We start from the raw sequence: 26,520 nt of genomic DNA on the forward strand, positions 1-26,520 counted from the left end.
AATAATGTAACTTTTGTAATTTCTTTTGTAACGAAAAATGACTTTTCGAATGATATTATTGAGTATTTTAGCCTATTCAAAAAACAAATAAAAAACTATGAAAAGATTATATATGCTGCTTTTTTCAGCTTTAGCCTTTACAACTACACAAGCGCAGAATAAATTTAATTTATTGGTAGGAACTTATACCAATACATGCGATAGTAAAGGAATTTACGTTTACCAATTTGATGCGGCTTCGGGTGATTTTAAATTAAAAAATTCTACAGAAAAAGTAGTGAGTCCGAGTTATGTATCCGTTTCGGCAAATAATAAATTTGTTTATGCCGTAAACGAAAACGGAAATCAAAGTGCTGTAACAGCATTAACATATGATGCACCAACAGGTAAGCTTAAGGTACTAAATACAAATTCTTCTTTAGGAGCAGATCCTTGTCACTTAATAAATGATGATAAAAACGTGATTGTTGCGAATTATTCTGGAGGAAGTATTGCGGTATTTAAGAAAAATGCTGACGGAAGTATAACCGAAGGTCAACAATTGATTCAGCATGAAGGAAAAGGACCAAATGTGGCACGTCAGGAAAAGGCGCATGTGCATCAGGTTGTTTTTTCTCCGGACAAAAAGTTTGTTTTATCGAATGATCTGGGACAGGATAAAGTTTTTATTTATAAGTACAATCCTGGTGCAAGCCATGAGGTTCTAACTTTAAAAGGATCTGTAGATGTAAAAAAGGGAAGCGGCCCAAGACATTTAACCTTTAGCAAAGACGGTAAATTTGTTTATTTGGTTCAGGAATTAGACGCGACTCTTACTACATTTAGTTATGATAAATCGGGAAGTTTAAAGTTACTTTCTGAAACCAGTATTTTAGCAAAAGGATTTACCGGAGGAACAGGTGCAGCAGCGATTAAAATTTCGCCTGATGGAAAGTTTTTATACGTAACAGATCGTGTTGATGCCAATAATATTTCGGTTTATCAAATTCAGAAAGACGGAAAAATTAAATTTACAGAGCAGCAAAGTACTTTAGGAAAAGGCCCAAGAGATTTCGCTATCGACCCAACAGGAAATTACCTTTTAGTTGGTCATCAATATACTAACGATATCATTATATTCAAAAGAGATAAAGCTACAGGAAAACTTAAAGCTACTGGTAAAAAAATCGAATTGTGTTCGCCTGTGGGATTGGTTTTTACCAAAATATAGTTTTCAGTCTCGGTCTCAGTTTTCATTTTCCTAAAAGTGCTAAAAACTGAAACTGAAACCTGCCACAAAAAAAATCCAAATTCTAAGTTCAGCAACTTGGAATTTGGATTTTTTTTTATTGGAATTTGAGAGATTTACTTGTTCTTATCTTTTCTCTTCTTGTCTCTCGTTTTCAACATATTTCGATTGACAGATCCGTGGGTTTTCTTTTTGGTTTTAGAAGGTCCCCCAAGGTTGACTTTTTTATTCTTTTTATCTTTTTCATGAAAAGCACCATCACCTTTAAGGGTTTGTTTTTTCATTAAAAACTTAATCGGCTGTTTGTCTTTTTCAGGTTCGATTAATTTAGAGGAAATTTCAACTTCTTCAGGGAAATCTGCAATGGCAAGTTCCTGATTCATCAACACTTCAACTTCCACTTTAAATTCTTCTTCACGAGGTGTAATAAAACTAATTGCAGTTCCTGTTGCATCAGCACGACCTGTACGACCAATTCTGTGCATATACAATTCAGGAAATTCAGGAAGTTCGAAGTTGATAACGTGAGAGATATTAGAAATATCCAAACCTCTGGCCATAATATCAGTAGTAATTAATCCGCGTAGATTTCCTTCCTGGAATTCAGCCATCGTACTCAAACGGTAATTCTGAGATTTATTGGAGTGAATTACACCAAACTGACCTTCAAAATCTTCTTCGATTCTTGTATGAAGCATATCTGAGATCTTTTTATTATTCACAAAAACCAAAACACGTTCCATGCTTTCGTTTGTTTCTAATAAATGTTTTAGCAGATTTACTTTTGTATTAAAGTTAGGTACGTTGTACGTAATTTGTGTAATGTTTTCAAGCGGTGTTCCTGAAGCTGCAAGTGTAACTTCTTCGGGAAAATCAAAAAAGTCATTCAAAACAGCATCTACTTCATCTGTCATGGTTGCAGAGAATAGAATGTTCTGACGTTTGGTTTTCATCATGGCCAAAAGTGCTGTCAATTGCGTACGGAAACCAAGATTCAGCATTTCATCAAACTCATCAATTACTAATTTTTGAGTTTCATCAAAACGAATAACGGCATCAAGTGCTAAATCCATTGTACGGCCTGGTGTTCCAACTAAAATGTCGACACCTTCGTAAACGGCTTTTTTTTGTGTATTGATATTTACCCCACCAAAAATACCAAGTGTACTAACCGACATGTATTTGGTTAATTTCTCGACTTCTTCTACCACCTGAACAACTAATTCACGTGTTGGAACCAGAATTACAATTTTAGGTGTATTGGTTGGTGTAAATTTGTATAATTTTAAAAGAGGTAATAAGTAGGCAAATGTTTTACCGGTACCGGTTTGCGCAATTCCCATCATATCGCGGCCAGACATAATCACGGCGAAAGATTTTTCCTGAATAGGAGTAGGCGTAACAAAGCCTAATTCGTCGATTGCTTTTTGTACTGATTTTGGAAGATTGAATTTTTCGAAAGTGCTCATTTGCATTAAATTTTGTGCAAATATAGCTATAAATAGCTGAAAATTGGTATTTCTTAGAAATTACGACAGTTTGGGGCATTCGTATTTCTCAAAAATCGACTTTGAATTGCTATAAAAATCGTTTTATTCGCAATAAAAGTTCATTTGGATTAAAGGGTTTTGCAATAAAATCATCAACACCCAATTGAAAAGCTTCTTCGACAGTATTCTCTTCTTCGCCAAGTGCCGAAAGTGCCACCACACGAATGTCTTTAAAATTTTGTTTGATATAACTAATGATTTCTAATCCTGATTTAAGCGGTATAATGATATTAGTAATCACTAAATCAGGCATAATAGTCGGAATGCGTTCTAAAGCATTGATACCATCTTTTGCAATACTTATTTTATAACCTTCTCTTTTTAGAATAAATTTTAGAATTTCGATTGTCATGTCATCATTATCAATGATCATGATTTTTTTATCACTAGTGTTCATGTTTTGATTTTCATTTTTTATATAATTCTATTTCGTCCAGCATTACCATTGGTTTTTTGTTTTTTCTTTTCCTCCACTTGGGGACTGCAGTCTGGTTTTCTACAATGATCTTAATCATAGCAAAACTACTAAAGCTTTGATCTTCAAATTCCCATGATTTTGTTGTAATTTCAAAGTCTTCTGTTAAATTGTCACAAATTTTTTCTTGTAGAAGATTCCATTTCTGATCTTTAAAACCGTACACTTTTATTTTTTTAGGTAAAAAAATCCAATGCCTTTGATCGTTGAGGAAATTTAATATTAAGCTATTGAAATCTAATTTCTTTGTTTCGATTTCAATTTCAGGGTTATTTTCGTACCAACCAATCCAGTTACTATTGAAATCTTTATAACCTCTGTTTCCATCCACTAAACCATAACCTCCTTTACCTTTAAATTCGTCTGAAGGCTGTGTGATAAGATTCACTTTTAGATCTTCACCCAAATGCGTTACGGAGTTTTTGCAAATTTCCAGCCATTCTTTATAATAATTATCCGGAGAAAGTCCGCCTTCGCTGAGTTCGTAAATGCCAAATTGATTGCAGGCTTTCGAAAATTTCAAAACTCTTTCTGTCAAGCCTTGTTTTACTTCTTTCTCTCCTTTAGAATTTACGGTAAACATTCCATGTTGGTTTTTTCCGTAAAACTTAGCCTGTTCAAAATAGACATACTCCAAAGCCAATCGTAATTTTTGAATTCGGGAACTTAAAACCGAATCATTTTCGACAGCACTTAAAGCTTGTTCTAATAATTGATCGTACTGATCCATTGCTACGGGGGTTAGAAACGTATTTCGGGCATCAACAGGGCTCGAATAAATATCTAAATAAGCATTGCTTTTCTTTTGATTGGCTTCCAGAAGATTCAAGTATTTACTAACAAAAGGCGCCGCTTTCCCATAAAAACCACGGAGAAAGTCAGCAGTTACAGCTTCGGTATTAATATCAGTATCCCACATTAATTTAGCTAAAAGATATTGCCTTAATTCTGAGAAATCTCCTGGAAGGTCTGAGTAGCCCTGAGCGAATATTCCTTTTACCTTATTTTTTTTAAAGAGTTTATAATTGCCCTGGAAGGATTCGAAATTAGGAAAAGGCGACATATAATTAGAAAACTGCACGGTATAATCCCATAGAAATAAATGCTGTGAAGTAATGCTCCAGTTTTCTAATGTTTTTACAAACCACGAAGCATTTTCGGCGGTAATTGTTTTTGCCCGATTCAATTCAATCGGGCAAAAAATAGTGTAAATATTAGGTTCTATCTTTAGATTAACCGGAGGTTTGAAGGTATGAAGATAGGCGAGGGTGGTAATTTTTGTTTTAGGAAAATGCGCTGCAATTTTATTCAAAAAATAATAAAATGAACCCTGAGGACCGCCGTATTTTTTATTTAAAGCCTTACATTGAGTACATTCGCAATACACCACATCGTCATTTTGACTCACTGAATAAAATTGAGCATTTGGTTTTTTAGCAATAATTTTTGCCATTTTTGTCTCTATCAAATCTACAACCGTGTCATTGCTCATGCATAACGATTCGGTATTTCTTTCGCCTTCGTATAAAGCAAAAAGTTTAGGGTTGGTTTTAAAATACTCTTTTGCCGGAACCAAAACACTAAACGAATGTCCCCAAATGCCAAAATCGTCAACCTGCCAATCTAGTTTATGCCAGTCTCTAAAATCTGTGTCATAACAGTCCGGATATAAAAGTGCCCGGTAATCAAATGATGGCCGATGAGTTTTATTGGTATTTTTAGCAAAAGTAAGCTGTGTCACTTTCGGGATATAGTTTTCTGAAGCGGTAAATTTTCTAAACTCCCAAATTTCCAGTAAAGTATAAACGGCGTAACTCAGGTATTTTTGATTTGAAGCAATTAAATAAATTGATTTTGAATCGCTTTTGATAATAAATTCATTCGGTTTTAGTTTTTTATTAGCTGATATCGATAAAATTATTTCAGATGCATTATTTTCTTTTTTGCTTTCTGATGTAATTTCAAATGGTTTTGAAAAAGCTTTATCCAGATAATATTTTAGAATTTTAGCCGCTGACTGAGCATTTTCAGAAGCGGAAATAATCCTGTTTTTATCGGATATTATAATTTCAGATTGTGCCATCATATTGAAGCTAAATAGGAAAAAAAAGAAAAGTTGAAAATATATGAATTGCTTTTTTTTCATGAGATTTAAAATTTGTATTGTAATATAACGGCAAAATCAAGTTCAGTTTGAAATCCGTTTTTTGTGTATTCTTGTTCATTATCTGTAATTAGCAAACCAAAAACATAACGGTTTTTTATTAATCTGTAATAACCTGCGCTAAGTCGATAAGATTTTAAAGACATTCTGGTATCGTATTCTGTCGCTCTTGTTCGATCATCCGGAGAAGTTCCATAACCGGCTATCAGGGTGATATAATCAAATTTTGTTTTATAATAATATCGGGAGCTGAATGTAAATGAGGGACTGTCTTTTTGAATATAGGATCTTAAATTAACCCAATACGAACCAAAATATTTTCCGACCCCGATATTTAATGTTTTTAAATTGCTGTTATCCTGCATAGTAATATAACGAACGCCTAAATCAGCTTCCCAGCCTTTTTTAAAATTATGAAAGTAAGAATAGCCTAATCGCCATTCCGGAAAAGCGCTGTCTTTACTATAGGCAACATCAAGATAAGAATAATTATTTCTTTTGGCATACAGATACGATTCAACTTCAAACTGAAGTCCGCTGGCCTGTATCAAATCTGAGGAAAGTCTTTTGGCATAACTTACCCTTCCAATCAAACTTCCCCAGGTACGCTGTCTCATATAATCGGCACTGGCTAAATGCCACGGACCAACTCCCTTACGATCAATCGTGGTAATATTGTAATATGCTCCAACACGATCCATATTTGTTTTAGAATATAAGGCATAAAGGCGCTGTTCTATATCGGCATCATTAGGGTATTTTGTACGGATAGATTTAAGATATTTAGCCTCATTCTGAGTATCATTTTGTAAAGAATAAATTGCAATTCGCTTAAGTCTGAAGATTCTGTTCTCTGGAAATAATTCAATTGCTTTATGAGTTAAATCTAAAGCTTCGTTGTAATTTTTATCTTCTAAATCCATATTAATCAGATAAAGAAAAGCGTCTTCGTATCTCGGGTTTTTCTCAATGACATAATTATAATAAAATCGGGCACTGTCTTCTACTTTTAGTAAATCGTAATTTCTGCCCAAAGCCAAATGAAAATCGATATAATCGGGCGCTAATTTTTTACCTAATAACCCTCTCTCAACATTGAGTTTATAATTAGCACGCGCACTTTTCATGTCTTTTATTATCACGGTCAAAAGACTGTCAGTGTCAATTTTTTGTGCGTTAGTATTTTGGTGAGAAAATAAAAACACGCAAAAAATCAGTACAATTGTATGTAACGTTTTAAGGTTTTTCATTATCAATTATTTTTTAGTTGGGGTTTCATATCCTTTTCGAACCATAACACCCCAGTTTTGTTCTTTTTTTCGAAAGAAAAGCCAATACCCTTTTAATGATGCATAAACCGTGATAGGGTGATATACAAAAGGTTCAATCGCAGCCATACCAATTAGGATTAGTAATTCTTTGTAATTGGCATAACTTTTATATAAAATTTCATCGATTAATATCGATATTATTGTAATCGAGAGATAAAATAAATAGACCAGCAGACTTATAATAAATAGATATTGATAATCGATAATATTAAACACAAAGCTGGAGATCAGGGTTATTACACCTATAAATTCAATAATTGGAACTAAAAATTCGAAACTAAAAAAGAAAGGTAAAACCAAAAAAGCTGTCCGGCCATATTTGGGGTTCAGAAACATTTCCCTGTGTAAATACAACGTTTGTACCAATCCTCTTGCCCAGCGTATGCGTTGTCTTAAAAACACTTCTCTTGTACCTGGAACTTCAGTCCAGCAAAGCGATTCAGGAATGTATTTTATTAAAAACTTTTCTTTATTGTCATGCATGTACCTTCTCATTCGGGTGACCAATTCTATGTCTTCTCCCAAAGATTTGTGCCAATATCCTCCGGCTTTTATTACGATATCTTTATCGAACATTCCGAGACCTCCGGAAACCAGCAGTAAACCGTTGATTTGACTCCAGGCCATTCGTCCAAATAAAAACGAACGTACATACTCTAATTCCTGAAAACGCGGATACCATTCTTTAGGATAATGCACTTTAAATAAGAAACCTTCTTTTATCTGGCAGGAATTCGAAATCCTGATTCCGGCGCCACAGGCAATGACGCGGGTTTCATTTTCCATGAATGGTTTTGCCAGTTTCAAAATCGTATCTCTTTTTAAAATACAATCAACATCTGTACATAAAAACAAGGGATACTGAGAGGAGTTGATTCCTGCATTTGAGGCATCGGCTTTGCTTTTTCCGTTTACTTTATCGACAATCAATAACTTTGAATAAACGGGATTTGTCGATTTATAGTGCCCGCGAACAGGTTGTGTTACGATTTTTTCCTGATAATAGAAATCAATTTTAACCAAATCGAATTCGGCTATTAATTTTTCCAGAGTATCATCTGTACTGCCGTCATTAACAATAATGATTTCGTATTTTGGATAGGTTAATGAAAGCAAGGATTTTACATTATAAACAATATTGACACCTTCGTTAAAAGCCGGAGCCACGATCGAAACGCCTAAAATATGATTGGAGCGAAGTAAAACTTCTTCGTCTAAGTATTTTTGATATTTTAAATGTTTTATGATGGCCCAATACGATAATATCGAAAGGAAGATGTAAAAAAAAATATATCCCATAGAAAACCAGGCTATAAAAAGATCATAACCACGAATAAGATGTGATAGAAAATCATGAATCATAATTGTCGTGTTCTAATGTGATTGATCATTTTTTGTGTATCAGAATCTTGTGTTCCTAATATATTAAGTCCTGTCGGATCAATATTGTTTAAGCAGCAAACCATTTGAAGTTTGAGATCTTTTATTTCTTCTTTTTTTATTTGAATGTTTAAGTAGTCAATGGTTTTTTCTGAACCTATTGCTGATAGTGCTTCCAGAATTTCAAGTTGAATTTCTAAGGTTTCGGTTTCAAGTAAGGTTAGTAATTCGACTTCGGCTTCAAAAAGATAAAGATCGCGAATGGCAATAATAACATCTGTACGTAAGTTTTTATCTTCGTGATGTAAGAGTCTGATTATTTCTGCTGATTTGTTTCTATAGTTGTAAAAAACCATTGTCATAACAGCCAATTTTAGAATGGTTGGATTTTCAGATTGTATCCAAAGATCTATGTCGGGCGGAATTGGTATTTTTTCTGAATGTAAAACGTCCATTACCTTTATGGTCGTGATAAGAGAGGCTTTAATAGGTAATTTATTTACAACCTGCCAATCGCCTTTTGATAAAGCCAGATAAGCAATATTAGCATTTGATCGAATAATTTTATCCGGATGGAATAAATATTTTTTTAGAAGTGAAATTCCAGGCTTGTATTTTAATGCCTGAAAATGATAAATTCCTTCCCGTTTTTTATATTTCCTGAAATCCCGAATTAAACTTGCCGAATAATGATTGAGATCCAGTTGTTTGTAAATGAGTAAAATGTTTTTAGCAGTTTTCCCTTTCAAGTTGCTTTTCATCCGGATCATATCCTCTATAAGCATATTTTTGCACCAGGTTCTGTGTATCGGAATTTCTGATTTGAACTTCGCGATTTTATATTTTAAAGTATTTTTATCCGGTTTTGATAAGGTAATCTCTGTTAGGAAAATTTCAGACTTTCGTATTATAAGATGTCTGTAGGGTAATGTGTACTGGTAATGAATTCTTTTTAGTATTAAAGCCAGCGCCAGAGATAAACTTGTAAATACAAATAAAGGAATGGCGTAATGTTTTATATAACCTATAAAATGTTCCATATCACATAACTTTATATGTAATATTACGAAAAAAAACGCAATAAAGCTAATGAAAAAGGAAGCTGTTGGGGTTAAAACCCTTCAAAAACGCCCAATCCAAATAAAGCAAAATCATACTTTACAGGATCCTGAGCATCCATTTTTCTAAGTTTAAGATCTAATTCGTTCAGGGCTTTTGCGTCGTTTTGTTTTCGGGTCAGAATGCCTAATTTTCGGGCAACATTTCCCGAATGAACGTCAAGCGGACAAGATAATAAAGAAGGTGAAATGGTTTTCCAAATACCTAAATCGACGCCTTTTGTGTCCTGGCGAACCATCCAGCGCAGGTACATGTTGATTCTTTTTGCTGCCGAATTATTCAGCGGATCCGAAATGTGTTTTTGAGTTCGGGGCAAATGATCGATTTCGAAAAATATTTTTTTGAATTCATGAATACTTTTCTGCAAACTATCTTTTTCCTGATGTTTTGCAAAAACAGCTTCTAAGCCGCCATGATTCTTGTAAATATGTTGCAATCCTTTTATAAAACCGCCAAAATCTTTTCCGTTGAAAGTACGGTGAACGAAATCTTCAAGACGGGTTAGATCATCATCAGAATGCGACATGACAAAATCATAAGGTGTATTACCCATTAATTCCATCATTTGATGCGAGTTTTTGATGATCATCTTACGATTTCCCCAAGCAATTGTGGCGCTTAAGAAACCGGCAATTTCGATGTCTTCTTTTTGAGAGAACAAATGCGGAATTTGTACAGGATCGCTATCAATGAAATCCTGATTGTTATATTGAATGACTTTTTGGTCGAGAAATTCTTTGAGTTCTTTTTGGGTCATTTTTTCGAAAGGTCTTTAGCGTAGAAACCATCTTTTAAATCGTTTGTACGCATTTGAGGGATTGTGTTGAAATGTTTTTTAAAGTACTCTATTTGATCTTTATTTACGCAAGGTAAAACACCATCTCCATTTCCCCAAAAGAAATCATTATTTACAGGTGAGTCGTAATTAAGATTTCCAAGCGTAAGAGTAATAAAAGCAGTGTTGCTTTTTGTGTTTTTATACGGGAAGACAATATTGCTAACCGAGAAATTACTAGATTTTCGCATAAAAGGATTATTAGAAAAGCTATTGAAGTTTAAAGGAAAGAATAATACAATAAAAACAGGGATCAATGATAGAGTCAATAATGAGTTGATTGTTTTCTTATTCTGAATCAGACAAGCGAAACAAAAAAGAGAAAAGAATAGTATAAAATTCATGAAAAAACGATATTGCGGTGATGTCATAAAAAGCAAAACCAATTGTAAAACCATCACAATATAAAGTATCCAGAGACTTTTTTTATTTTGAAATTTATAGATAAAAAATGGAACAAAAACGATCAGAAAAATACTTAACGAATTGAATAGACCATGAAGTTTTGGAAGTGTCAACCATTTTAAAAACAAACTAAAAGGTGACATCGAATTATAATGCTCAGCAGTAACAGAGTAACCAAAATGCTTAATGGAGTCATAATAAAAATTTTCGATAGCATCCGGAATACCATAAGCAGTTGATAAACTATTAAAACCTTTAGACGGGAAAATGGGGGATCCGCAAACAATCATATTTTTTATGATAAAAAGCGAGATAATTAAAATTGCCAGTAATATGGGTTTTAATAATTTTTTCGAAAGCAGTTTAAAATGTAAAGTCAATAAAATAAGAGGAATTATCCCAAAAGTTAACATGGTGTTTTTGATGTAAACCAAAAAAAGAACTAAAATTACAATTAGATTAAATACTTCGGGTGTTGGTTTTTTAAAGTTTTCTAAAAAGTAAAAGAAAAGTACTATTGAAAAAACATAAACCGGAACATCTGGAGAAGGAGCGCTTATAAATTGAAATAGAAATATGTTGAATAAAGGAAGCAATCCTGCAACAAGATAATTTCTATTATTGTTGGTGAAGAATTCATTTAATTTTTGAATTGAAAAAAACGTTCCAAGCAAAAGACAGAAACCGCTTAGGTCATTAAAATTTTTGTATAAGAAAGAAAAATTAAAAACACTTTGAGTAACGTGCCAACCACTAGTTTGCCCTAAAAAGAGGTGTAAATTAGCAAGTCCTTTTACAAAACCATATTCATTAATCCATTTTATAGTTTGAATGTAGTACGATTCGTTGTCTATAATAAAAGGAATTGAAGAACATTGTGCAATTATTAACAAACTGGTTATAACAAAAACAATTTTTAGAATGTTTTGCAATTCCTTAAATTCAGATAGAACCAGTTGATAAATTGCTATGATTTTGTTTTTAAATCGAAAAGAAATAAAGATATTTAATAAGAGTAAAAAAACATGAAATTCAATATTTATTCTACCAAAAATGGCCCAAATACTTGCAATTATAGTTGTCCCAAATAGACCGAGAATCGATGTGATCGCAAAATTTTGATTTTTTAGCTGTAATATTCTATCTGTTAGAAAACCTAAATTAATTGTGGCAAAAAGGATATAAAACCAACTTATTACAATTAAAATCATAATTAAGAAATAATTTGTCCATCAGACATTACCAATTTTCTATCGGCCATATTTGCCAATTCCTCATTATGTGTTACAATTACAAAAGTCTGCCCAAATTCATCACGAAGCTGGAAGAATAACTGATGCAGGTTTTCCGCAGAATGTGTGTCAAGGTTTCCCGAAGGTTCATCGGCAAAAATAACATCGGGTTTGTTGATTAAAGCTCTCGCTACGGCAACCCTTTGTTGTTCTCCGCCTGAAAGTTCGTTGGGTTTATGATGTATTCTGTGCGATAGACCTAAATAGTCTAAGATTCTTTTGGCTTCTTTTTCAGTTTCGGCTTTTGGTTTGTTAGCCATAAATGCAGGGATACAAACATTTTCTAAAGCGGTAAATTCAGGTAATAATTGATGAAATTGAAAAATGAAACCAAGATTTAAATTTCTGAAATTAGATAATATTTTGTCTTGCTTGCTTTTCTTTTTAAAATAGCGATTCATATAAATAGCTAACACCAAAAGAGGCAGTAATAAAGCAGCAATGGTAATGTATCTAAAAATATCGTCAAATATGGTAAGCTTAAAGAATAATAAAAAGGCAACTAAGCATACAGTATAAATGCCGCCTATCCAGGAAATTAATCTGAATGTTTTTTCTTGCTTAGAATTGTCAGTTTCTACATCCTGTAATTTCAGTACATTTTCTCCGTTTATAGTCAGAGACGATTCGGTGTTTATTTCTGGTTTGTCCAGTGTTCCTAAAATTTGTAAAAGGGTTGTTTTTCCGGCACCTGAAGCACCAACAATAGAAACAATTTCTCCTTTTTTGATGTGCAAATCGACTCCTTTTAGAACCTCTAATTTATCGTAGAACTTATGTATATTTTTTGCGTGAATCATTTTGAAACTGTTTTTACAAAGAAACAAAGATTCTGCCGATATAAAAATGGGTTGTAACAGAATTTTATGAAGAAAGCTATTTAAATAGGTATTGAAATTTTATGCTACATTTATTAGAAATTATTTAGAGGGATGAAAACAAAAATTGGGTTATTAGTTTTGATAATTGTACTTCTTGGACTGTTTATTGATGCCAAAATATATGCTGATGATTCATTTTTGGTGTATAAAGTCGATCTTAAAAAGGAAGATTTAAAACTATATTGGAAGAATAATAAGGATGAGAATTTTGGAAGTATCCAGAACCTGAAACTTTGGATAGAAAAAAACAAGTTGACGCTAAAATTTGCCATGAATGGCGGAATGTATAAAAAAGATAATTCGCCACAAGGACTTTATATCGAAAAACAAAAGGTTCTGGTTGCTTTGGATACCTTAAAAGCAGCTGGTAATTTCTATCTAAAACCGAATGGTGTTTTTTATCTAACAAGAAAAATTGCAGGAATTTGTAAAACAGAAGATTTTCGTAATGATGGAAAAATTCAATATGCTACACAATCCGGTCCAATGTTAGTGATTGATGGAAAAATTCATCCGGACCTTACAAAGGGATCAGGTAATCTAAACATTCGAAACGGTGTTGGAATTCGGCCTGATGGGAAAGTGATTTTTGTATTGTCGAAAAAAGAGATAAATTTTTATGATTTTGCCCATTATTTTAAAAGTTTAGGCTGTAAAAATGCTTTGTATCTCGACGGATTTGTATCACGTGCTTATGCTCCATCAGAAAATTGGATTCAGACCGATGGAAATTTTGGTGCGTTATTTGCAGTAACAGAAAAAAAGAATAATTAAAGGGTTTATTATGTGGGAATTAAGAAATAAAATTGTACTAATAAATAAGTTCAATTGACTCAATTCTTTATAAATTCGAATAATATCTAAATGAAATGAAAATGCAGGAAGTAAAAACAATAAACGAAGGCGACAGAACCAGGAAACTCCTTTTGGGTTTGCTCTTGGACGGCGTTGGAATGATATCCTTTTCGATTCCCTTGATTGGAGAATTCTCAGATGTAATTTGGGCGCCCGTTGCGGCATTTATTATGACCAGGATGTACAAAGGAAGAGTAGGTAGAGTGGCAAGTGTGTTAACATTTATAGAAGAAGCATTGCCGTTTACAGATATAATCCCGTCGTTTACACTAACGTGGATTTATACTTACTATTTTCAAAAAGGAGAAGACTAAAATTCTAACAATTTTATAAATGAAAAATGGCAACCTTAAAAGTTGCCATTTTTTTATTTTAATGAGATGGTGAAATTAATCTTTAAATAAAAATCCGAGTCCCATGTTTTTTAGCATTTTCTTTTCGAAGTTCCAGAAAAAACGGAATTGACCAAAAATAGTTCCTATTGCAACGAGTAAAACCTGATAGATAGGGAAAATAATCAATAACCGGATTAAAGTAAACCATCCGCCAAAATCTTCTTTGGTGATGCCCAGTACAACGCAAAAAGGTTTAGACAACCATGCAGATGCTGATCCTGTGATGGCAAAAACAATCAATATAATTATGGCTTGTAGATTTGAGGTAATACCCCAACGTTTCTTTAATCGATTCATTTTTATTTGCAATAATTACAAATATAAGAACATTATCTTATAGGAACATACCCTGAAAGCTTTTGTTTGTATGTATTTTGAAAATAAATCATATAATTATAAATCAGGTAATTTACTTCGTATCCGTAATGAATATTTGGCTGATAATCGATTCTCATTTCGTATAAATTGGGGCTATAACGCTGCGGTTGCAAAACACGATTATTCCATTCATTTACATATAAATTGTTCTTGTTTTCAAGATATGATAAAGAGTAATAATTACGCGGAAGCGCCGTTGCAGCCAGCCAGGTGCTAAAACCATTATCGATAATAATAACTTCATATTCTAGAGAATCATTTGCAATTCTTACGGTATCATTTATAGCAACTTTTGGAGTATGCCCAGGATGAGTAGTATTGGTTACAATATTATTTTTTGAAGTAGTAGAACAAGCAATAATCGTAAATAAAAGGATAAAGATGTAGAGGTAATTTTTCATAACTTTTTAGTTTGAAACTTAAATTTACAAAGATGTCAATCAACTATATTGCTATTTAACAACAGTTTATAATTAGTAATTGCAGATTTAAATTTATTTAAAAGTTAGAATATCAAAACCTTTGCCATTCTTACAATGAAAAGAAAAAAAAGCTGCTTACATCAAGTAAACAGCTTTTTTTTATATTTTTAGGCTCAGCAACTTAGTATCTTAGCGACTCAGCAACTTTTATTTACTTCCAAACAATTTACCAATAAATCCTGCAATTCCGCCTTTGCTTTTAGTGACTACAAGAACATCCGTTACATCTACCTTTCCGTCATTGTTTTGATCTAAACCAAACTGCATTCCGTATTTATTAATTGTTTCCATGATCCCGGAAGCCTGACCGCTATTTCCGGTAAGAGAACCAATGATATCAGAAATCTGAAAACTACTGTCATTAGGATCTTTCGCTTTATTAACCAAAGAACTTAGTATTTGCGGAATCATACTTGCTGCAACCCCTGAAGAAGCATCACTGCTCAATCCAAATTTTTGCCCAAGACTTCCTGACAATTGCTGTGTTATTTGCTGTACAACAGGGTTTGAACTGTCTATAGAAGATTTACCGCTAAATAAACCGGCAAGTTGTTCTCCACCACCTTCTGAAGCAATTTTTTTAAGTCCTTCAAAAATCGAAGTGCTTGTTTCGTTTATTACAGCCTCGTTGTGCTCATTAGGAACAGCAGAGTTGTTTACTACGGCATTGCCTCCGTATTGTTGTACTAATTGAGTTAATTGTTCAAACATAATGTTTAGATTTAGATGAGACGACAAATTTAATAAAAAGAAAGGTATTTACTACAAAATAATAATAAATACCTCTAAAGTTAATCTATTTTTTAATTACTTAGTTCAACAAATTTAAGAAATTACTCAAACTCTTATATCGCTTTAACTTAAAGTCAATGTTATGGTTTAGTATTGGGTACTTTCACGTCGCACCAGGTAGTGATATCCTCAGGATTAAATCCGGGACAATTAGCAATGTTCTTTTTAGGAAAAAATAGCACGTCATTATTTAATGTACTTAGATTGAAATAATAATTGCTGTGATCTTCTCCATACCTCCATACGTCACTTGAGCCGTCATTATGTACCGTTTCATTAAAAGTAAAAATAGAAGATTGCTCCGGGATAAAATATTTTTTTTCGATAACAAGCATAAATATATTTCCAAAGATATAAGTACAGAATAATGCAATTGCAGCTGTAAGTACTATCAAACGAAAGATCCACTTACGTCCGGAGTTATTTTTGGCAGTCTCCATATTATAGTTTAATTAAACGGCAAAATTAGAAAAAAAGAAAAGGGATTTACTACGGTTAAGCAGTAAATCCCTTTAATTAATTTGATCTATTTTATTTAGCTCAACAAGGTAATGATTTGTGAAGCCAATTCTGTACCAATTCTGTCTTGAGCCTCTCCGGTTGCAGCACCAATGTGCGGAGTCAAAGAGATTTTAGTATGCATTAAGATTGCCATTTCTGGTTTTGGTTCGCTTTCAAAAACGTCTAAACCTGCAAAAGCAACTTTTCCAGAATCTAAAGCTTTTACTAAAGCAACTTCATCGATAACACCACCTCGAGCACAGTTTACGATTCCAACACCATCTTTCATGATTGCCAGTTCTTTTTCTCCAATGATGTAACCATCCTGAGCAGGAACGTGTAATGTAATGAAATCAGCTTCTTTAAACAAAGATTCTAATGATTGAGAAACGATAGTTGTAGTGATTGACTGACCATCAAAAAACTCCACTTTTACATCTACAGAGGGAATAAAACTATCTGCAGCAATTACTTTCATTCCTAAACCAAGAGCCATCTTTGCTGTAGCTTGTCCGATACGACCAATACCAACAATACCTAGAGTCTTTCCTCTTAATTCAGTTCCATTTGCATATGCTTTTTTCAAACCATCAAAGTTCGAATCCCCTTCAAGAGGCATGTTTCTATTAGAATCATGTAAGAAACGAACACCAGAAAACAAGTGTCCAAATACCAATTCAGCAACAGATTCTGATGATGAAGCCGGTGTATTAATTACGTGAATTCCTTTGCTTTTTGCATAATCAACATCAATATTATCCATACCAACACCACCACGACCAATAATTTTAAGTCCTGGGCAAGCATCGATAATATCTTTACGAACTTTAGTTGCACTACGCACTAAAACTACGTCAACATTATTTTCATTCACAAAATTAGCTACTTGTTCCTGAGCTACTTTTGTAGTTATAACTTCAAATCCACCTTTTTCTAAGGCTAGAATTCCACTTTTAGAAATTCCGTCATTTGCTAATACTTTCATTGTATTTATTGTTTATTTGGCTAATCGTTTAATTGTTTAATCGATAAACCAGCTATTTGATTTTTCTTTTTTGATATTTTAAAGGAAGCATTTTTTGACGATTAAACAGTTAAACAAATTAACGATTAACCGAAAAAAATTAAACTTTAGCTTCCAAAGCTTTCATTACATCAACTAAAACCTGAACACTTTCGATAGGCATAGCGTTGTAAATAGAAGCTCTGTAACCACCTACAGAACGGTGTCCTGGCAATCCTGAAATTCCTGCAGCTTTCCATAAAGCATCAAAAGTTTCTGTATGATCAGCGTTGTTTAATAAGAAAGTAACATTCATTTTAGAACGATCTTCTACCGCTGCAGCACCTTTAAATAATGGGTTTCTGTCTATTTCAGCATAAAGTAAATCAGCTTTTGCGTCGTTTAATTTCTCAACAGCAGCAATTCCTCCTTTTTCTTTAATCCATTGTAAAGTTAGTAATGATACATAAACAGCAAAAACAGGAGGAGTATTGTACATACTTTCTGCTTTAATATGTTTAGCATAATCTAACATACTTGGGATAGTTCTTCCGTTTTTCTCTAAGATATCTTCTTTGATTACTACCAAAGTAGTTCCTGCAGGACCCATATTTTTTTGAGCTCCGGCGTAGATTAAATCAAATTTAGAGAAATCTAAATTGCGTGAAAAAATATCAGAACTCATATCGCAAACAACAGGAATGTTAGTTGCTGGGAATTCTTTCATTTGAGTTCCAAAAATAGTATTGTTACTAGTACAGTGAAAATAATCAGCATCACTTGGTATTTCGTATCCTTTTGGAATATGGTTATAATTTTGTTCTTTCGAAGAAGCTACAACAATAGTTTCTCCAAAATATTTTGCTTCTTTTATTGCAGCAGTTGCCCAGGTTCCGGAATCTAAATAAGCGGCTTTTCCACCTTCTTTCAATAAATTATACGGAGCCATCAAGAAAGCGGTACTTGCACCACCTTGTAAAAATAATGCCTGATATCCTTTTCCTGTAAGTCCTAATAACTCTAAAGCAAGGGAACGAGCTTCATCCATAACGGCAACGAAATCTTTACTTCGGTGCGAAATTTCAAGAATAGAAAGTCCTGAATCATTAAAATTTAATATAGCTTTTGATGCTTTTTCAAAAACCTCTTGAGGTAAAATACTTGGTCCTGCGCTGTAGTTGTGTTTTTTCATGGTTGTTGTTAAAAGTCGAAAATTTTAAAGAGGCAAATTTCGGCAATAGGAGCTGAAAAAGCGATAAATTATTCGAAATAATTAAACATATTTTTACTTTGTTGTTAACAAAAACGTTATAGTATCTACGTTATCTGCATAATCCCACAATTGAGGATTTTGAGTTTGTCCGAATGGGATACTATTTTTGATCAAATTGTTGCTAACAATACACTGAATTTGTTCAGCATCAGCTTCAAGGCGAGTTTGTAATTCGTCTATATTTTCGTAAAATTCATAAAAAACACTCGAAATAGGAGAGGCGTAGCTAGGATCTTCCTTTATCGTTAAAAATCCGTTATCAAGTAATTTAAAATTACTCATTAAAAAAACGGCCTTGTTGTAATCGTAATTGTTGGCGTATTTCTCGTAATGAATCACGTCCTGATATTTAAAAATTGCTTCAAAAAAAGCATCAAATGAATATCCTTTTGGCACAAAAATCTTCGAAACATTGCGGCAACCTAACCCAAAATAACGGAAAATATCTTCGCCTAAATTTTCTAAATCTTCTTTGGTTTCTTTTCCGTTTAAAACTGCAACCGAATTTCTGTTTTTTCGAATGATCGAAGGTTTATCTTTAAAATAATACTCAAAATATCTTGCAGTATTATTGCTTCCGGTAGCAATTACGGTATCAAAGTTTTCCAGTTTTCCTTCCACAAAAGTGATCTTATCTTTTAAGCTTTCATCAGCAAAAATCAAATATTTAGCTAAAAAAGGAAGTAAATGCTGATCGTTTGAAGATGTTTTTATTAAAGCTTTATTTCCGGTAACCAGAACCGATAAAAAATCGTGAAAACCTACCAGCGGAATATTTCCCGCCAAAATTAAGGCTACATTTTTTTCAGTTTTGTCATCCTGGGCAAATTCTGTTGCGTATTGAGAAAGCCATTTTGTAATGTTTTCTTCAGTCAGTGCATCGGCCCATGATTTTATAGCAAAGTATACTTGTTCAGGTGTATACCATCCGTTATGAGATTGAGATAAAAGGATCAGTTTTATAAAATCATCAAAAAACAAGTCATTACCTAAAACCGATTCATTTCGTGTATTTTCTTCTTCGGAAAACTGACTTAAAAATTTTCCTAATTCAACAAAAACACTTTTTTTTGTTTCTAATGTCATAATGTTTGTTTATGAATTGTTTTGATTGTAATTTTGCACAAAAATAAGCTATATTACGTTATAAGGCAAAGCAGAATGAAATCTTTGGTATTTTAAACTCAAAGCCTGTAACTTTTAACATGTAACCAAGAACAAGATGGCAATAATTATAACTGACGAATGCATAAACTGTGGAGCTTGTGAACCAGAGTGCCCAAATACAGCAATTTATGAAGGCGCTGATGATTGGAGATATAAAGACGGAACAAGACTTTCAGGAAAAATAATTTTACCGGACGGAACTGAAGTTGATGCAGATGATGCTCAAACACCAATTTCTGACGAAGTATATTATATTGTTCCTGGAAAATGTACAGAGTGTAAAGGTTTTCATGATGAACCTCAATGCGCTGCTGTGTGTCCTGTTGATTGTTGTGTGCCAGACGATAATCACGTAGAAGATGAAGAAACCTTGTTGAACAGACAAGCGTTTTTACATGGTGATGAATAAACTTTTAGTGTAGAAAATATAAATCCTGAGTAACAACTCAGGATTTTTTTTGCTCATATTTTAAATTTTGACATTTGGTAGTTTGTTGATTTTTAAGGTTTTATTTTTTTAATGTTAATTTATTGATAAAAAATTAATACTTTAGTTGAAAATTTAACAACGCCTATGAAGAGATTGATATTTTTATTTATTGTGTTTTTTAGTGTTAACAGTTTTGCTCAAAATGCAGAATATTCTATCATTGTAAAAGATATAGAAACGCAGTTGCCTATAGAAAACGCAATGGTTGTTATACTTAAAACCAAACAGGTTTTGTTAAGTAATGAAGACGGAAAGGTTACTTTTGTACTCAACGGAGCTTCGAATGTTCAGGTTTCTGAAATGAATTATGAGAATTTAACCCTGCGCTGGGCTACTTTAAAAGAAGATCAATTTGTAGTTTATCTAAAAAATAAGAACAACAAATTAGATGAAATTGTCTTATCTAAAGAAAATCCACAAAAAATACTTCAACGAATTGTTTCTAATTCAATAGAAAAACTAACAACACCTTACCGGCTTAAAGTTTACGTGAGAGAGTTTTTTATGCTCGATAATAAATACTCGTATTATAATGACGGACTGGTAAATTTTCAGTTTTCAGGAAATAAAAAGTCAACCACTACATTATTAGTAGAGCAAAACAGGTCTTATGGTTTGCTGGAAACAGATGTAAGCGCGGATTTAAGAGGCTATAATCTCAATAATATTATGGAGAATTATTCGAACCTAAATTACTTTCATCCCGTTTTAGATTCAAAAGCAAAAAAAGAATATGATTTTATTATAAAAGGTCATCCTAATAATAAAGACTATTATGTCATGAATATTACTGCTCTTGATAAATCTAAAAAAGATGCAGATAGTTTCGAGGTGATTTATGATCCTGTAAAAAAGCTTATTGTAGAATTCTCGTGTGTTTTTACCCCGGGAGATCCTGATAAAATCGAAGAGAAACCGGCTATAGGATCAAAAAAAATCACCAGATCTTTTGTAAAAGTAGATTACAGATTAGATGGTTCAGATTATTACCTGTTAAGTTCGAATGAAGAAATAGCGTATAATCTTACCTTAAAAGATCAGGTTAAGAATATTCAGGTTCGAAATAACTTTATAACCACGAGTTATAACAAACAAAAGTTTACCTATAATGAAAGTGATGTTTTTAAAGAGAAAACACTTTTTAATAAACAAAATAAAATTTTAACCAACTATTGGGATATTTCAGGATTTACAGCAACCGATGAAGAAAAAGCAATCATTGCTTCCTTAGATTTTAAGCTATGATCTTTAATAAATAAAAAAAATCCTGAGTTTAACGCTCAGGATTTTTTGTGATTTATGGTCAGATTATGTCAATGGTTTTTCTTTAAATTAAAAATTAAACCCAAGTCTTGCATAGTAATAAGCTCCGTTGAAACCCATTTGTACAGCATCCCAATATCCTCCGGCTTCAACCCAGTCGTCTTGCTGGTCAGGATAGATATTTAATAAGTTATTGGCTCCAATACTAATTTTGGTAGATTTTGAAACTTTAAAACCTAAAGTTAAATCGGTTACAATTTTTGCCCCGTACGTATCTGTAGCAGCTTTCTTTTGGTTGGCAAAAACCTGAGCATCAGTTTCGGTTGGAGACGTTCTGTAATCTTCAGGATCTTCATCCATTTGATAATCCAGTAATTTTACCTCACTAAATCTGGTAAAAGCCAAACCTGCATCAAACCATTTTCTTCCGTAATTAAGGTTTAAACCAAATTTATTTGGCGGAGCAGAAGCCAGTAAAAAAGCTTTGTCACGTTCACCAAAGAATGTTTTTTCATCTAAAGTACCATTTTTTACTTTATCGATTTTCATGTCATTGATGTTTCCAACAAGAGTTGCACCAAATCTATTCTCGTTTATTGTTTTTTTCCATGCTAAAACAACATCAAGTCCTGTTGTTTTTGTATCAACACCATTTACAAAAAACTGCGCTTTATCTACATTGCCAGGCAAAGCCGATGCATCAAAATAACCCGTTAATACAATTCTGTCTTTTACATTAATTAAATAACCATCTACAGTTGCAGTAAAATCGCCAAAGTTAGCTGTAAAACCCAAAGAAGCGTTTAAAGCTTTTTCTTCGTTTAATTTCTGAATCCCAAAAGCTCTGGTAATTTCGCTATCATTTGGAGCCAGCAAAACTTCAGTTGCACCGGCAGAGCTAAAATTGGTAAAGCGTAAATTGTAATAAATCTGAGCTAATGACGGGGCACGAAATCCTGTGCTTACAGAACCTCTTAAGTTAATATGATCTGTAATTTTAAGTCTGGAAGCAAATTTTCCGTTTACCGTACTTCCAAAATCACTATAATTTTCATAACGAACAGCACCGCTCACCATCCACGCCTGGGTAACATCTAGTTCAGCATCTGCGTATAAAGAAAAGTTAGTACGGCTTTTGTTTACTTCGTTTAAGGGGCTATATCCCGGGAAACCCTGAGAACCACCAGGTCTTGGAATTGTTGGAGAAGAAGTAGGATCTGTAGGATCATAATCAGGATTTGGAACCGTAGGAGCACTTTGAGTTGTTGGGTCTGTAATAGGTACTCCATTTGTGTCATAAGTAGCGTATGAACCTTCTTCTCCTGCAAAAATTTCGAATTTTTCTACTCTAAATTCAGTTCCAAAAGCAATATTTAATCCGCCAAGAATATCACCGTAATTTTTTGAAACATCTAAATTAGTAGTGTTTTGAAGTAAGCTGTGTCCGCCGGCATCAAATTCTCTTGGCGATTTATCTTCAAGAGAAGCATTGATGGTTCCTTTTATATCATAGTGGAATTTGTTCTTTCCTAAAGTATTACTAAGATCCCATTTCCAGCCACCTGAAGTTTCTGTTCTAATTCCTGCTGCAATCGAATTGTCATTTATTTTTGAGGTAATTCTAGGTGTATATCCGCCCGGATAAATAGATTCTACGACTCTTTCTCCGTCATTTCTAGTAAAAGCGTAGGCATCTGTATCTCTGAAATTGCTTCCTCCAAATGCATAAAATTGTGTCTTGTCAGAAATAGGAATAGCAAGATTTACAAATAAATTCACACCCTGAATTTCAGCTTCACCAAAACCTTTTCTAAAATCAAAACCAGGGCGTAATGTTTTGTTTTTATTCAAAAATTCTCCTGTAACATTCACATAGCCTCCTTTAGATCCTATTGCAGTACCATAATTGGCAGACACTTTTAGCGATCCTCCGTCAAAATTTTGGTTTTTCCCAAATGAGTTTCCGTTTCCTTTTTTGTCTAATCTAAAATCTTTTGTGTTGGCAGTACCTTCGGGAAAGTCTCCTTTTGCATCTGTATTAAACGCACCGTAAGTAATGGCTCCGGTAAATTCGTTTATATTGTCATTAGTCACAATATTGATAACTCCTGCAATGGCATCAGAACCGTATTGCGCCGCTGCACCATCTCTTAAAATCTCAATTCGCTTAATAGAGGCAGCAGGAATAGCATTCAAATCAGTTCCTGTATTTCCGCGTCCGCGAGTTCCAAATAAATTAATCAATGACGATTGATGTCTTCTTTTTCCGTTAATTAAAACCAGCGTCTGATCAGGTCCCATTCCTCTTAAAGAAGCCGGGTCGACGTGATCTGCTCCGTCAGAACCGGATTGTTTATTGGCATTAAACGAAGGCGCAACATATTGTAGTAATTCATTAATTTCCAGTTTTCCGCTTTGCGTCGTAACATCTTTTACATTAATAACATCAATAGGAACAGCCGAATTTACAACCGTTCTTTTCGCGTTTCTCGAACCAACAACTACGACATCGCTCAAGATTTGGCCGCCGCTTTCGTCTAAAATAATCTCTATTTTGTCACCGGTAACTTTTTTTTCGATGGAAGAATAGCCAACATAACTAAAAATTAATGTAGCTCCTTCTTTGACTTTTATACGATAGCTTCCTTCAAAATCAGTCGATACGCCGTTTGCAGTTCCTTTTTCAAGAACATTAACACCTGGTAAAGGCGCGCCGGATTTGTCTTTTACAACACCTGAAATTTCTTTTTGTGCAAAAAGAAACATCGTATTTAGTAGGAATAAAAATAATGCAATCTTTTTCATAGTTTTGTGGGTTTGGTTTATTATTTGATTTTGATCTTTGATAAAATTACTATTTTTTAACAAAATATTAATAAAAAGTTTAATTATTTTAAAGAAGGTGTTTTAAAATACATTAATCGTCATTTTTACTTCACTTACGAGCTATTAAATCTTATATTTGCAAAATTTTAAAGCCAAAAAATATCATTTCGGCAGAAATAAAAAGTCAATACATAAATTATACGTCATTAAAGTAACCATCTATATATTAAGGTAGAAGCTAAATGATAAAGACCTGAGAGAATCAGGATCTAATAAAAATAAATAGAAACAACAGATGAAAGCAGGAATTGTAGGATTACCAAATGTTGGAAAATCAACATTATTTAATTGTTTATCTAATGCAAAAGCGCAAAGTGCCAACTTTCCGTTTTGTACAATCGAACCTAATATTGGTGTTGTAAACGTTCCGGATCCAAGAATCAACAAGTTAGAAGAATTGGTAAAACCAGAGCGTGTACAAATGGCAACAGTAGATATTGTTGATATTGCAGGTTTGGTAAAAGGGGCGAGTAAAGGTGAAGGTCTTGGAAACCAATTTTTAGGAAACATTAGAGAGTGTAATGCTATTATTCACGTTTTGCGTTGTTTTGATAATGATAACATCGTACATGTTGACGGAAACGTAAACCCAATTCGTGACAAAGAAACGATTGATATCGAGTTACAGTTAAAAGATTTAGAAACAGTTGAAAAACGTTTAGAAAAAGTAAACCGTGCCGCTAAAACCGGAAACAAAGAAGCGCAAACTGAAAAAGCACTTTTAGACAGAATCAGAGAAGCATTATTACAAGCTAAATCAGCTCGTACTATTACACCTCAAGGTAATGACGAAGAAGTTCTTATGGAATCTTTTCAATTAATTACTGCAAAACCGGTTTTATATGTTTGTAATGTTGACGAAAACTCAGCAGTAAACGGAAACAAATATGTAGATCAGGTTCGTGAATTAGTAAAAGACGAAGATGCTGAAGTAATTATCCTTTCAGTAGGAGCAGAGGCTGATATTACAGAACTCGAAAGTTATGAAGAGCGTCAGGTTTTCCTTGAAGACATGGGATTAACAGAGCCGGGAGCATCAGTTTTAATTCGTGCTGCTTACAAATTATTAAAACAACAAACGTATTTTACGGCAGGTGTAAAAGAAGTTCGTGCCTGGACCATCAATATTGGAGCTACAGCGCCACAAGCAGCCGGAGTTATCCACACTGATTTCGAAAAAGGATTCATTCGTGCAGAGGTGATTTCATACGAAGATTACGTTCAGTACGGTTCAGAAGCAAAAGCAAAAGAAGCAGGAAAATTCAAAGTTGAAGGAAAAGAATATGTGGTAAAAGATGGAGATGTAATGCACTTCCGTTTCAACGTGTAATTTCTAGAGAATAAAGAATAGAGAATATAGAGAATAGACTAAACTGCTGAAGAGATTCAGCAGTTTTTTTATGCTTAAAGCTGACTGTTGTCAGGCTGAGCGAAGTCGAAGCCAGTACAATACATGAGAATAAAATCTGCTCAATCTGCGAGAAACAAAAAAAACAAAGCATAAAAAAAAATCCGTGTAAATCCGCGCTTTCGCGTAAGCGAATCCGCATAATCCGCGTGCGATTATTTTTTTGGCTCAAAAATTGGTTAGAGAAAAATTAACCAATAACTAATTTAAAAACAAACCAATCAAAATGCTAAAATCAACTTTCAAATTTCTAGGCTGGACCATTCTCGGAATCATTACTTTTCTTGTTTTATACCTCATTTCAGTCTATCTGATTTCTAAAATCACAGTCAATTCAGACGTTGCACTAGTAGAGGAAAAAGATGCAGTGCCTATTTATATTCTCTCAAACGGAGTGCATACAGATATTGTAGTTCCAATTGTAAATGACATTAAAGATTGGCGACAAGAAATTCAGTTTAGTCAAACAAAATCAAAAGACAGTTTGATGGAGTATATCGCTTTTGGCTGGGGCGATAAAGGTTTTTATCTGCATACGCCCGAATGGTCACACTTGAAAGCTAGTACAGCTCTAAAAGCAGCATTCGGAGTAAGCTCTTCGGCCATGCATACTACATTTTTCAAACAATTAAAAGAAGGTGAAGATTGTAAACGCATTCTGGTTTCAAAAGAAAACTATCAAAAACTAGTGGCTTTTATTTCAGAAAGTTTCCTGGATCCAAATCACCCACAATGGATTGAAGGTTATAGCTACGGGAAGAAAGATGCTTTTTACGAAGCCAAAGGAAGTTATAGTTTGTTTTATACCTGCAACACCTGGGCGAATTGCGCTCTAAAGGCGGCCAATCAAAAAGCAAGTTTATGGACGGTTTATGATAAAGGGATTTTTTGCCATTATAAGTAAATCTCGTGTAGGGAGTAAGTTTTTCTTATTTTATGTCATTTCGACGCAGCGTCCCAATAGCTA

At 33.4% G+C, this 26,520-nt stretch carries 23 protein-coding genes and 2 pseudogenes; 7 read left to right on the forward strand and 18 right to left on the reverse strand.

What is annotated here, in order from left to right; all coding sequences use genetic code 11:
* Positions 1–97 precede the first annotated feature (97 nt).
* Positions 98–1,210 (forward strand): lactonase family protein, encoded by a 1,113-nt coding sequence (locus IRZ78_RS04765; RefSeq protein WP_194615429.1) that lies wholly within the window; start codon positions 98–100, stop codon positions 1,208–1,210.
* Between the two features lie 134 nt (positions 1,211–1,344).
* Here the strand turns inward: IRZ78_RS04765 and IRZ78_RS04770 are convergent, their stop codons facing one another.
* From IRZ78_RS04770 to IRZ78_RS26085, 10 genes and pseudogenes are all read right to left on the reverse strand, one after another.
* The gene (locus tag IRZ78_RS04770; protein ID WP_194615430.1) at positions 1,345–2,697 is read right to left on the reverse strand and encodes a DEAD/DEAH box helicase; all 1,353 of its coding nucleotides are present in this window, start codon (positions 2,695–2,697) and stop codon (positions 1,345–1,347) included.
* Positions 2,698–2,806: 109 nt separating this feature from the next.
* On the reverse strand, positions 2,807–3,175 hold the full coding sequence (locus IRZ78_RS04775; protein WP_194615431.1) for a response regulator: 369 nt from the start codon (positions 3,173–3,175) through the stop codon (positions 2,807–2,809).
* 10 nt (positions 3,176–3,185) lie between these two features.
* A complete protein-coding gene (locus tag IRZ78_RS04780) occupies positions 3,186–5,339 on the reverse strand; it encodes a DUF4838 domain-containing protein (RefSeq protein ID WP_194615432.1) in 2,154 nt (717 codons plus the stop codon).
* A gap of 65 nt (positions 5,340–5,404) precedes the next feature.
* Complete coding sequence (locus tag IRZ78_RS04785; protein ID WP_194615433.1) at positions 5,405–6,667, reverse strand: YaiO family outer membrane beta-barrel protein; 1,263 nt, start codon at positions 6,665–6,667, stop codon at positions 5,405–5,407.
* A 6-nt stretch (positions 6,668–6,673) separates the two neighbouring features.
* Entirely contained in the window at positions 6,674–8,110 is a 1,437-nt protein-coding gene (locus tag IRZ78_RS04790) for a glycosyltransferase (protein ID WP_194615434.1), read from the reverse strand.
* Positions 8,107–9,168: a hypothetical protein gene (locus IRZ78_RS04795; RefSeq protein WP_194615435.1), complete on the reverse strand. Its 1,062-nt coding sequence runs from the start codon at positions 9,166–9,168 to the stop codon at positions 8,107–8,109. The genes IRZ78_RS04790 and IRZ78_RS04795 overlap by 4 nt, the downstream gene beginning before the upstream one ends.
* Before the next feature lie 71 nt (positions 9,169–9,239).
* On the reverse strand, positions 9,240–10,004 hold the full coding sequence (locus IRZ78_RS04800; protein ID WP_194615436.1) for a TIGR02757 family protein: 765 nt from the start codon (positions 10,002–10,004) through the stop codon (positions 9,240–9,242).
* Entirely contained in the window at positions 10,001–11,419 is a 1,419-nt protein-coding gene (locus tag IRZ78_RS04805; protein ID WP_194615437.1) for a hypothetical protein, read from the reverse strand. Before IRZ78_RS04805 ends, IRZ78_RS04800 begins: the two co-directional genes overlap by 4 nt.
* Positions 11,420–11,700: 281 nt before the next feature.
* Positions 11,701–12,147: pseudogene (locus tag IRZ78_RS26080) on the reverse strand (ABC transporter ATP-binding protein); the annotation flags it as partial.
* 213 nt (positions 12,148–12,360) lie between these two features.
* Positions 12,361–12,579: pseudogene (locus IRZ78_RS26085) on the reverse strand (ATP-binding cassette domain-containing protein); the annotation flags it as partial.
* 132 nt (positions 12,580–12,711) lie between these two features.
* Here IRZ78_RS26085 and IRZ78_RS04815 point away from each other — a divergent pair.
* Positions 12,712–13,434, forward strand: a complete 723-nt coding sequence (locus IRZ78_RS04815) for a phosphodiester glycosidase family protein (protein ID WP_194615439.1) — start codon at positions 12,712–12,714, stop codon at positions 13,432–13,434.
* 95 nt (positions 13,435–13,529) lie between these two features.
* Positions 13,530–13,829, forward strand: coding sequence for a hypothetical protein (locus IRZ78_RS04820; protein WP_194615440.1), 300 nt, complete (start codon positions 13,530–13,532; stop codon positions 13,827–13,829).
* 75 nt (positions 13,830–13,904) lie between these two features.
* Here IRZ78_RS04820 and IRZ78_RS04825 read toward each other — a convergent pair whose 3' ends face one another.
* The 7 genes from IRZ78_RS04825 to IRZ78_RS04855 form a co-directional block, all read right to left on the reverse strand.
* The gene (locus IRZ78_RS04825; protein ID WP_194615441.1) at positions 13,905–14,207 is read right to left on the reverse strand and encodes a DUF6787 family protein; all 303 of its coding nucleotides are present in this window, start codon (positions 14,205–14,207) and stop codon (positions 13,905–13,907) included.
* 32 nt (positions 14,208–14,239) lie between these two features.
* Positions 14,240–14,689 (reverse strand): DUF6146 family protein, encoded by a 450-nt coding sequence (locus IRZ78_RS04830; protein WP_194615442.1) that lies wholly within the window; start codon positions 14,687–14,689, stop codon positions 14,240–14,242.
* 228 nt (positions 14,690–14,917) lie between these two features.
* On the reverse strand, positions 14,918–15,481 hold the full coding sequence (locus tag IRZ78_RS04835) for a hypothetical protein (protein ID WP_194615443.1): 564 nt from the start codon (positions 15,479–15,481) through the stop codon (positions 14,918–14,920).
* Positions 15,482–15,642: 161 nt separating this feature from the next.
* On the reverse strand, positions 15,643–16,002 hold the full coding sequence (locus tag IRZ78_RS04840) for a hypothetical protein (protein WP_194615444.1): 360 nt from the start codon (positions 16,000–16,002) through the stop codon (positions 15,643–15,645).
* 95 nt (positions 16,003–16,097) lie between these two features.
* On the reverse strand, positions 16,098–17,048 hold the full coding sequence (locus IRZ78_RS04845) for a D-2-hydroxyacid dehydrogenase (protein WP_194615445.1): 951 nt from the start codon (positions 17,046–17,048) through the stop codon (positions 16,098–16,100).
* Between the two features lie 139 nt (positions 17,049–17,187).
* Positions 17,188–18,258, reverse strand: a complete 1,071-nt coding sequence (serC, locus tag IRZ78_RS04850; protein ID WP_194615446.1) for a 3-phosphoserine/phosphohydroxythreonine transaminase — start codon at positions 18,256–18,258, stop codon at positions 17,188–17,190.
* A gap of 93 nt (positions 18,259–18,351) precedes the next feature.
* Positions 18,352–19,425 (reverse strand): acyl-CoA reductase, encoded by a 1,074-nt coding sequence (locus tag IRZ78_RS04855; protein WP_194615447.1) that lies wholly within the window; start codon positions 19,423–19,425, stop codon positions 18,352–18,354.
* Between the two features lie 136 nt (positions 19,426–19,561).
* On the opposite strand from IRZ78_RS04855, the gene IRZ78_RS04860 reads away from it, so the two are divergent.
* Together IRZ78_RS04860 and IRZ78_RS04865 are read left to right on the forward strand one after the other, a co-directional pair.
* Positions 19,562–19,915, forward strand: a complete 354-nt coding sequence (locus tag IRZ78_RS04860; protein ID WP_065447848.1) for a 4Fe-4S dicluster domain-containing protein — start codon at positions 19,562–19,564, stop codon at positions 19,913–19,915.
* A gap of 165 nt (positions 19,916–20,080) precedes the next feature.
* Positions 20,081–21,241, forward strand: a complete 1,161-nt coding sequence (locus IRZ78_RS04865) for a hypothetical protein (protein ID WP_194615448.1) — start codon at positions 20,081–20,083, stop codon at positions 21,239–21,241.
* Between the two features lie 87 nt (positions 21,242–21,328).
* Here the strand turns inward: IRZ78_RS04865 and IRZ78_RS04870 are convergent, their stop codons facing one another.
* Positions 21,329–24,064: a TonB-dependent receptor gene (locus tag IRZ78_RS04870; RefSeq protein WP_194615449.1), complete on the reverse strand. Its 2,736-nt coding sequence runs from the start codon at positions 24,062–24,064 to the stop codon at positions 21,329–21,331.
* A gap of 316 nt (positions 24,065–24,380) precedes the next feature.
* On the opposite strand from IRZ78_RS04870, the gene ychF reads away from it, so the two are divergent.
* Together ychF and IRZ78_RS04880 are read left to right on the forward strand one after the other, a co-directional pair.
* Positions 24,381–25,475, forward strand: a complete 1,095-nt coding sequence (ychF, locus tag IRZ78_RS04875) for a redox-regulated ATPase YchF (RefSeq protein WP_053473683.1) — start codon at positions 24,381–24,383, stop codon at positions 25,473–25,475.
* 304 nt (positions 25,476–25,779) lie between these two features.
* Positions 25,780–26,457 carry a TIGR02117 family protein gene (locus IRZ78_RS04880; protein WP_194615450.1) on the forward strand — a complete coding sequence of 226 codons (678 nt, stop codon included), beginning with the start codon at positions 25,780–25,782 and terminating at the stop codon, positions 26,455–26,457.
* Positions 26,458–26,520: the final 63 nt, after the last annotated feature.

The organism is Flavobacterium sp. CSZ (genome assembly GCF_015350725.1).
Lineage (GTDB): Bacteria > Bacteroidota > Bacteroidia > Flavobacteriales > Flavobacteriaceae > Flavobacterium.

Bases quoted from the DNA above. Each gene is read 5' to 3' on its own strand.
- ychF (WP_053473683.1), top strand. From the start codon at position 24,381: ATGAAAGCAGGAATTGTAGGATTACCAAATGTTGGAAAATCAACATTA.
- IRZ78_RS04765 (WP_194615429.1), top strand. From the start codon at position 98: ATGAAAAGATTATATATGCTGCTTTTTTCAGCTTTAGCCTTTACAACT.
- IRZ78_RS04820 (WP_194615440.1), top strand. From the start codon at position 13,530: ATGAAAATGCAGGAAGTAAAAACAATAAACGAAGGCGACAGAACCAGG.
- IRZ78_RS04830 (WP_194615442.1), bottom strand. From the start codon at position 14,689: ATGAAAAATTACCTCTACATCTTTATCCTTTTATTTACGATTATTGCT.
- IRZ78_RS04800 (WP_194615436.1), bottom strand. From the start codon at position 10,004: ATGACCCAAAAAGAACTCAAAGAATTTCTCGACCAAAAAGTCATTCAA.
- IRZ78_RS04845 (WP_194615445.1), bottom strand. From the start codon at position 17,048: ATGAAAGTATTAGCAAATGACGGAATTTCTAAAAGTGGAATTCTAGCC.
- IRZ78_RS04780 (WP_194615432.1), bottom strand. From the start codon at position 5,339: ATGATGGCACAATCTGAAATTATAATATCCGATAAAAACAGGATTATT.
- IRZ78_RS04860 (WP_065447848.1), top strand. From the start codon at position 19,562: ATGGCAATAATTATAACTGACGAATGCATAAACTGTGGAGCTTGTGAA.
- IRZ78_RS04870 (WP_194615449.1), bottom strand. From the start codon at position 24,064: ATGAAAAAGATTGCATTATTTTTATTCCTACTAAATACGATGTTTCTT.
- IRZ78_RS04840 (WP_194615444.1), bottom strand. From the start codon at position 16,002: ATGGAGACTGCCAAAAATAACTCCGGACGTAAGTGGATCTTTCGTTTG.
- IRZ78_RS04825 (WP_194615441.1), bottom strand. From the start codon at position 14,207: ATGAATCGATTAAAGAAACGTTGGGGTATTACCTCAAATCTACAAGCC.
- IRZ78_RS04815 (WP_194615439.1), top strand. From the start codon at position 12,712: ATGAAAACAAAAATTGGGTTATTAGTTTTGATAATTGTACTTCTTGGA.
- IRZ78_RS04790 (WP_194615434.1), bottom strand. From the start codon at position 8,110: ATGATTCATGATTTTCTATCACATCTTATTCGTGGTTATGATCTTTTT.
- IRZ78_RS04775 (WP_194615431.1), bottom strand. From the start codon at position 3,175: ATGAACACTAGTGATAAAAAAATCATGATCATTGATAATGATGACATG.
- IRZ78_RS04835 (WP_194615443.1), bottom strand. From the start codon at position 15,481: ATGTTTGAACAATTAACTCAATTAGTACAACAATACGGAGGCAATGCC.
- IRZ78_RS04855 (WP_194615447.1), bottom strand. From the start codon at position 19,425: ATGACATTAGAAACAAAAAAAAGTGTTTTTGTTGAATTAGGAAAATTT.
- IRZ78_RS04770 (WP_194615430.1), bottom strand. From the start codon at position 2,697: ATGAGCACTTTCGAAAAATTCAATCTTCCAAAATCAGTACAAAAAGCA.
- IRZ78_RS04795 (WP_194615435.1), bottom strand. From the start codon at position 9,168: ATGGAACATTTTATAGGTTATATAAAACATTACGCCATTCCTTTATTT.
- IRZ78_RS04785 (WP_194615433.1), bottom strand. From the start codon at position 6,667: ATGAAAAACCTTAAAACGTTACATACAATTGTACTGATTTTTTGCGTG.
- IRZ78_RS04865 (WP_194615448.1), top strand. From the start codon at position 20,081: ATGAAGAGATTGATATTTTTATTTATTGTGTTTTTTAGTGTTAACAGT.
- serC (WP_194615446.1), bottom strand. From the start codon at position 18,258: ATGAAAAAACACAACTACAGCGCAGGACCAAGTATTTTACCTCAAGAG.
- IRZ78_RS04880 (WP_194615450.1), top strand. From the start codon at position 25,780: ATGCTAAAATCAACTTTCAAATTTCTAGGCTGGACCATTCTCGGAATC.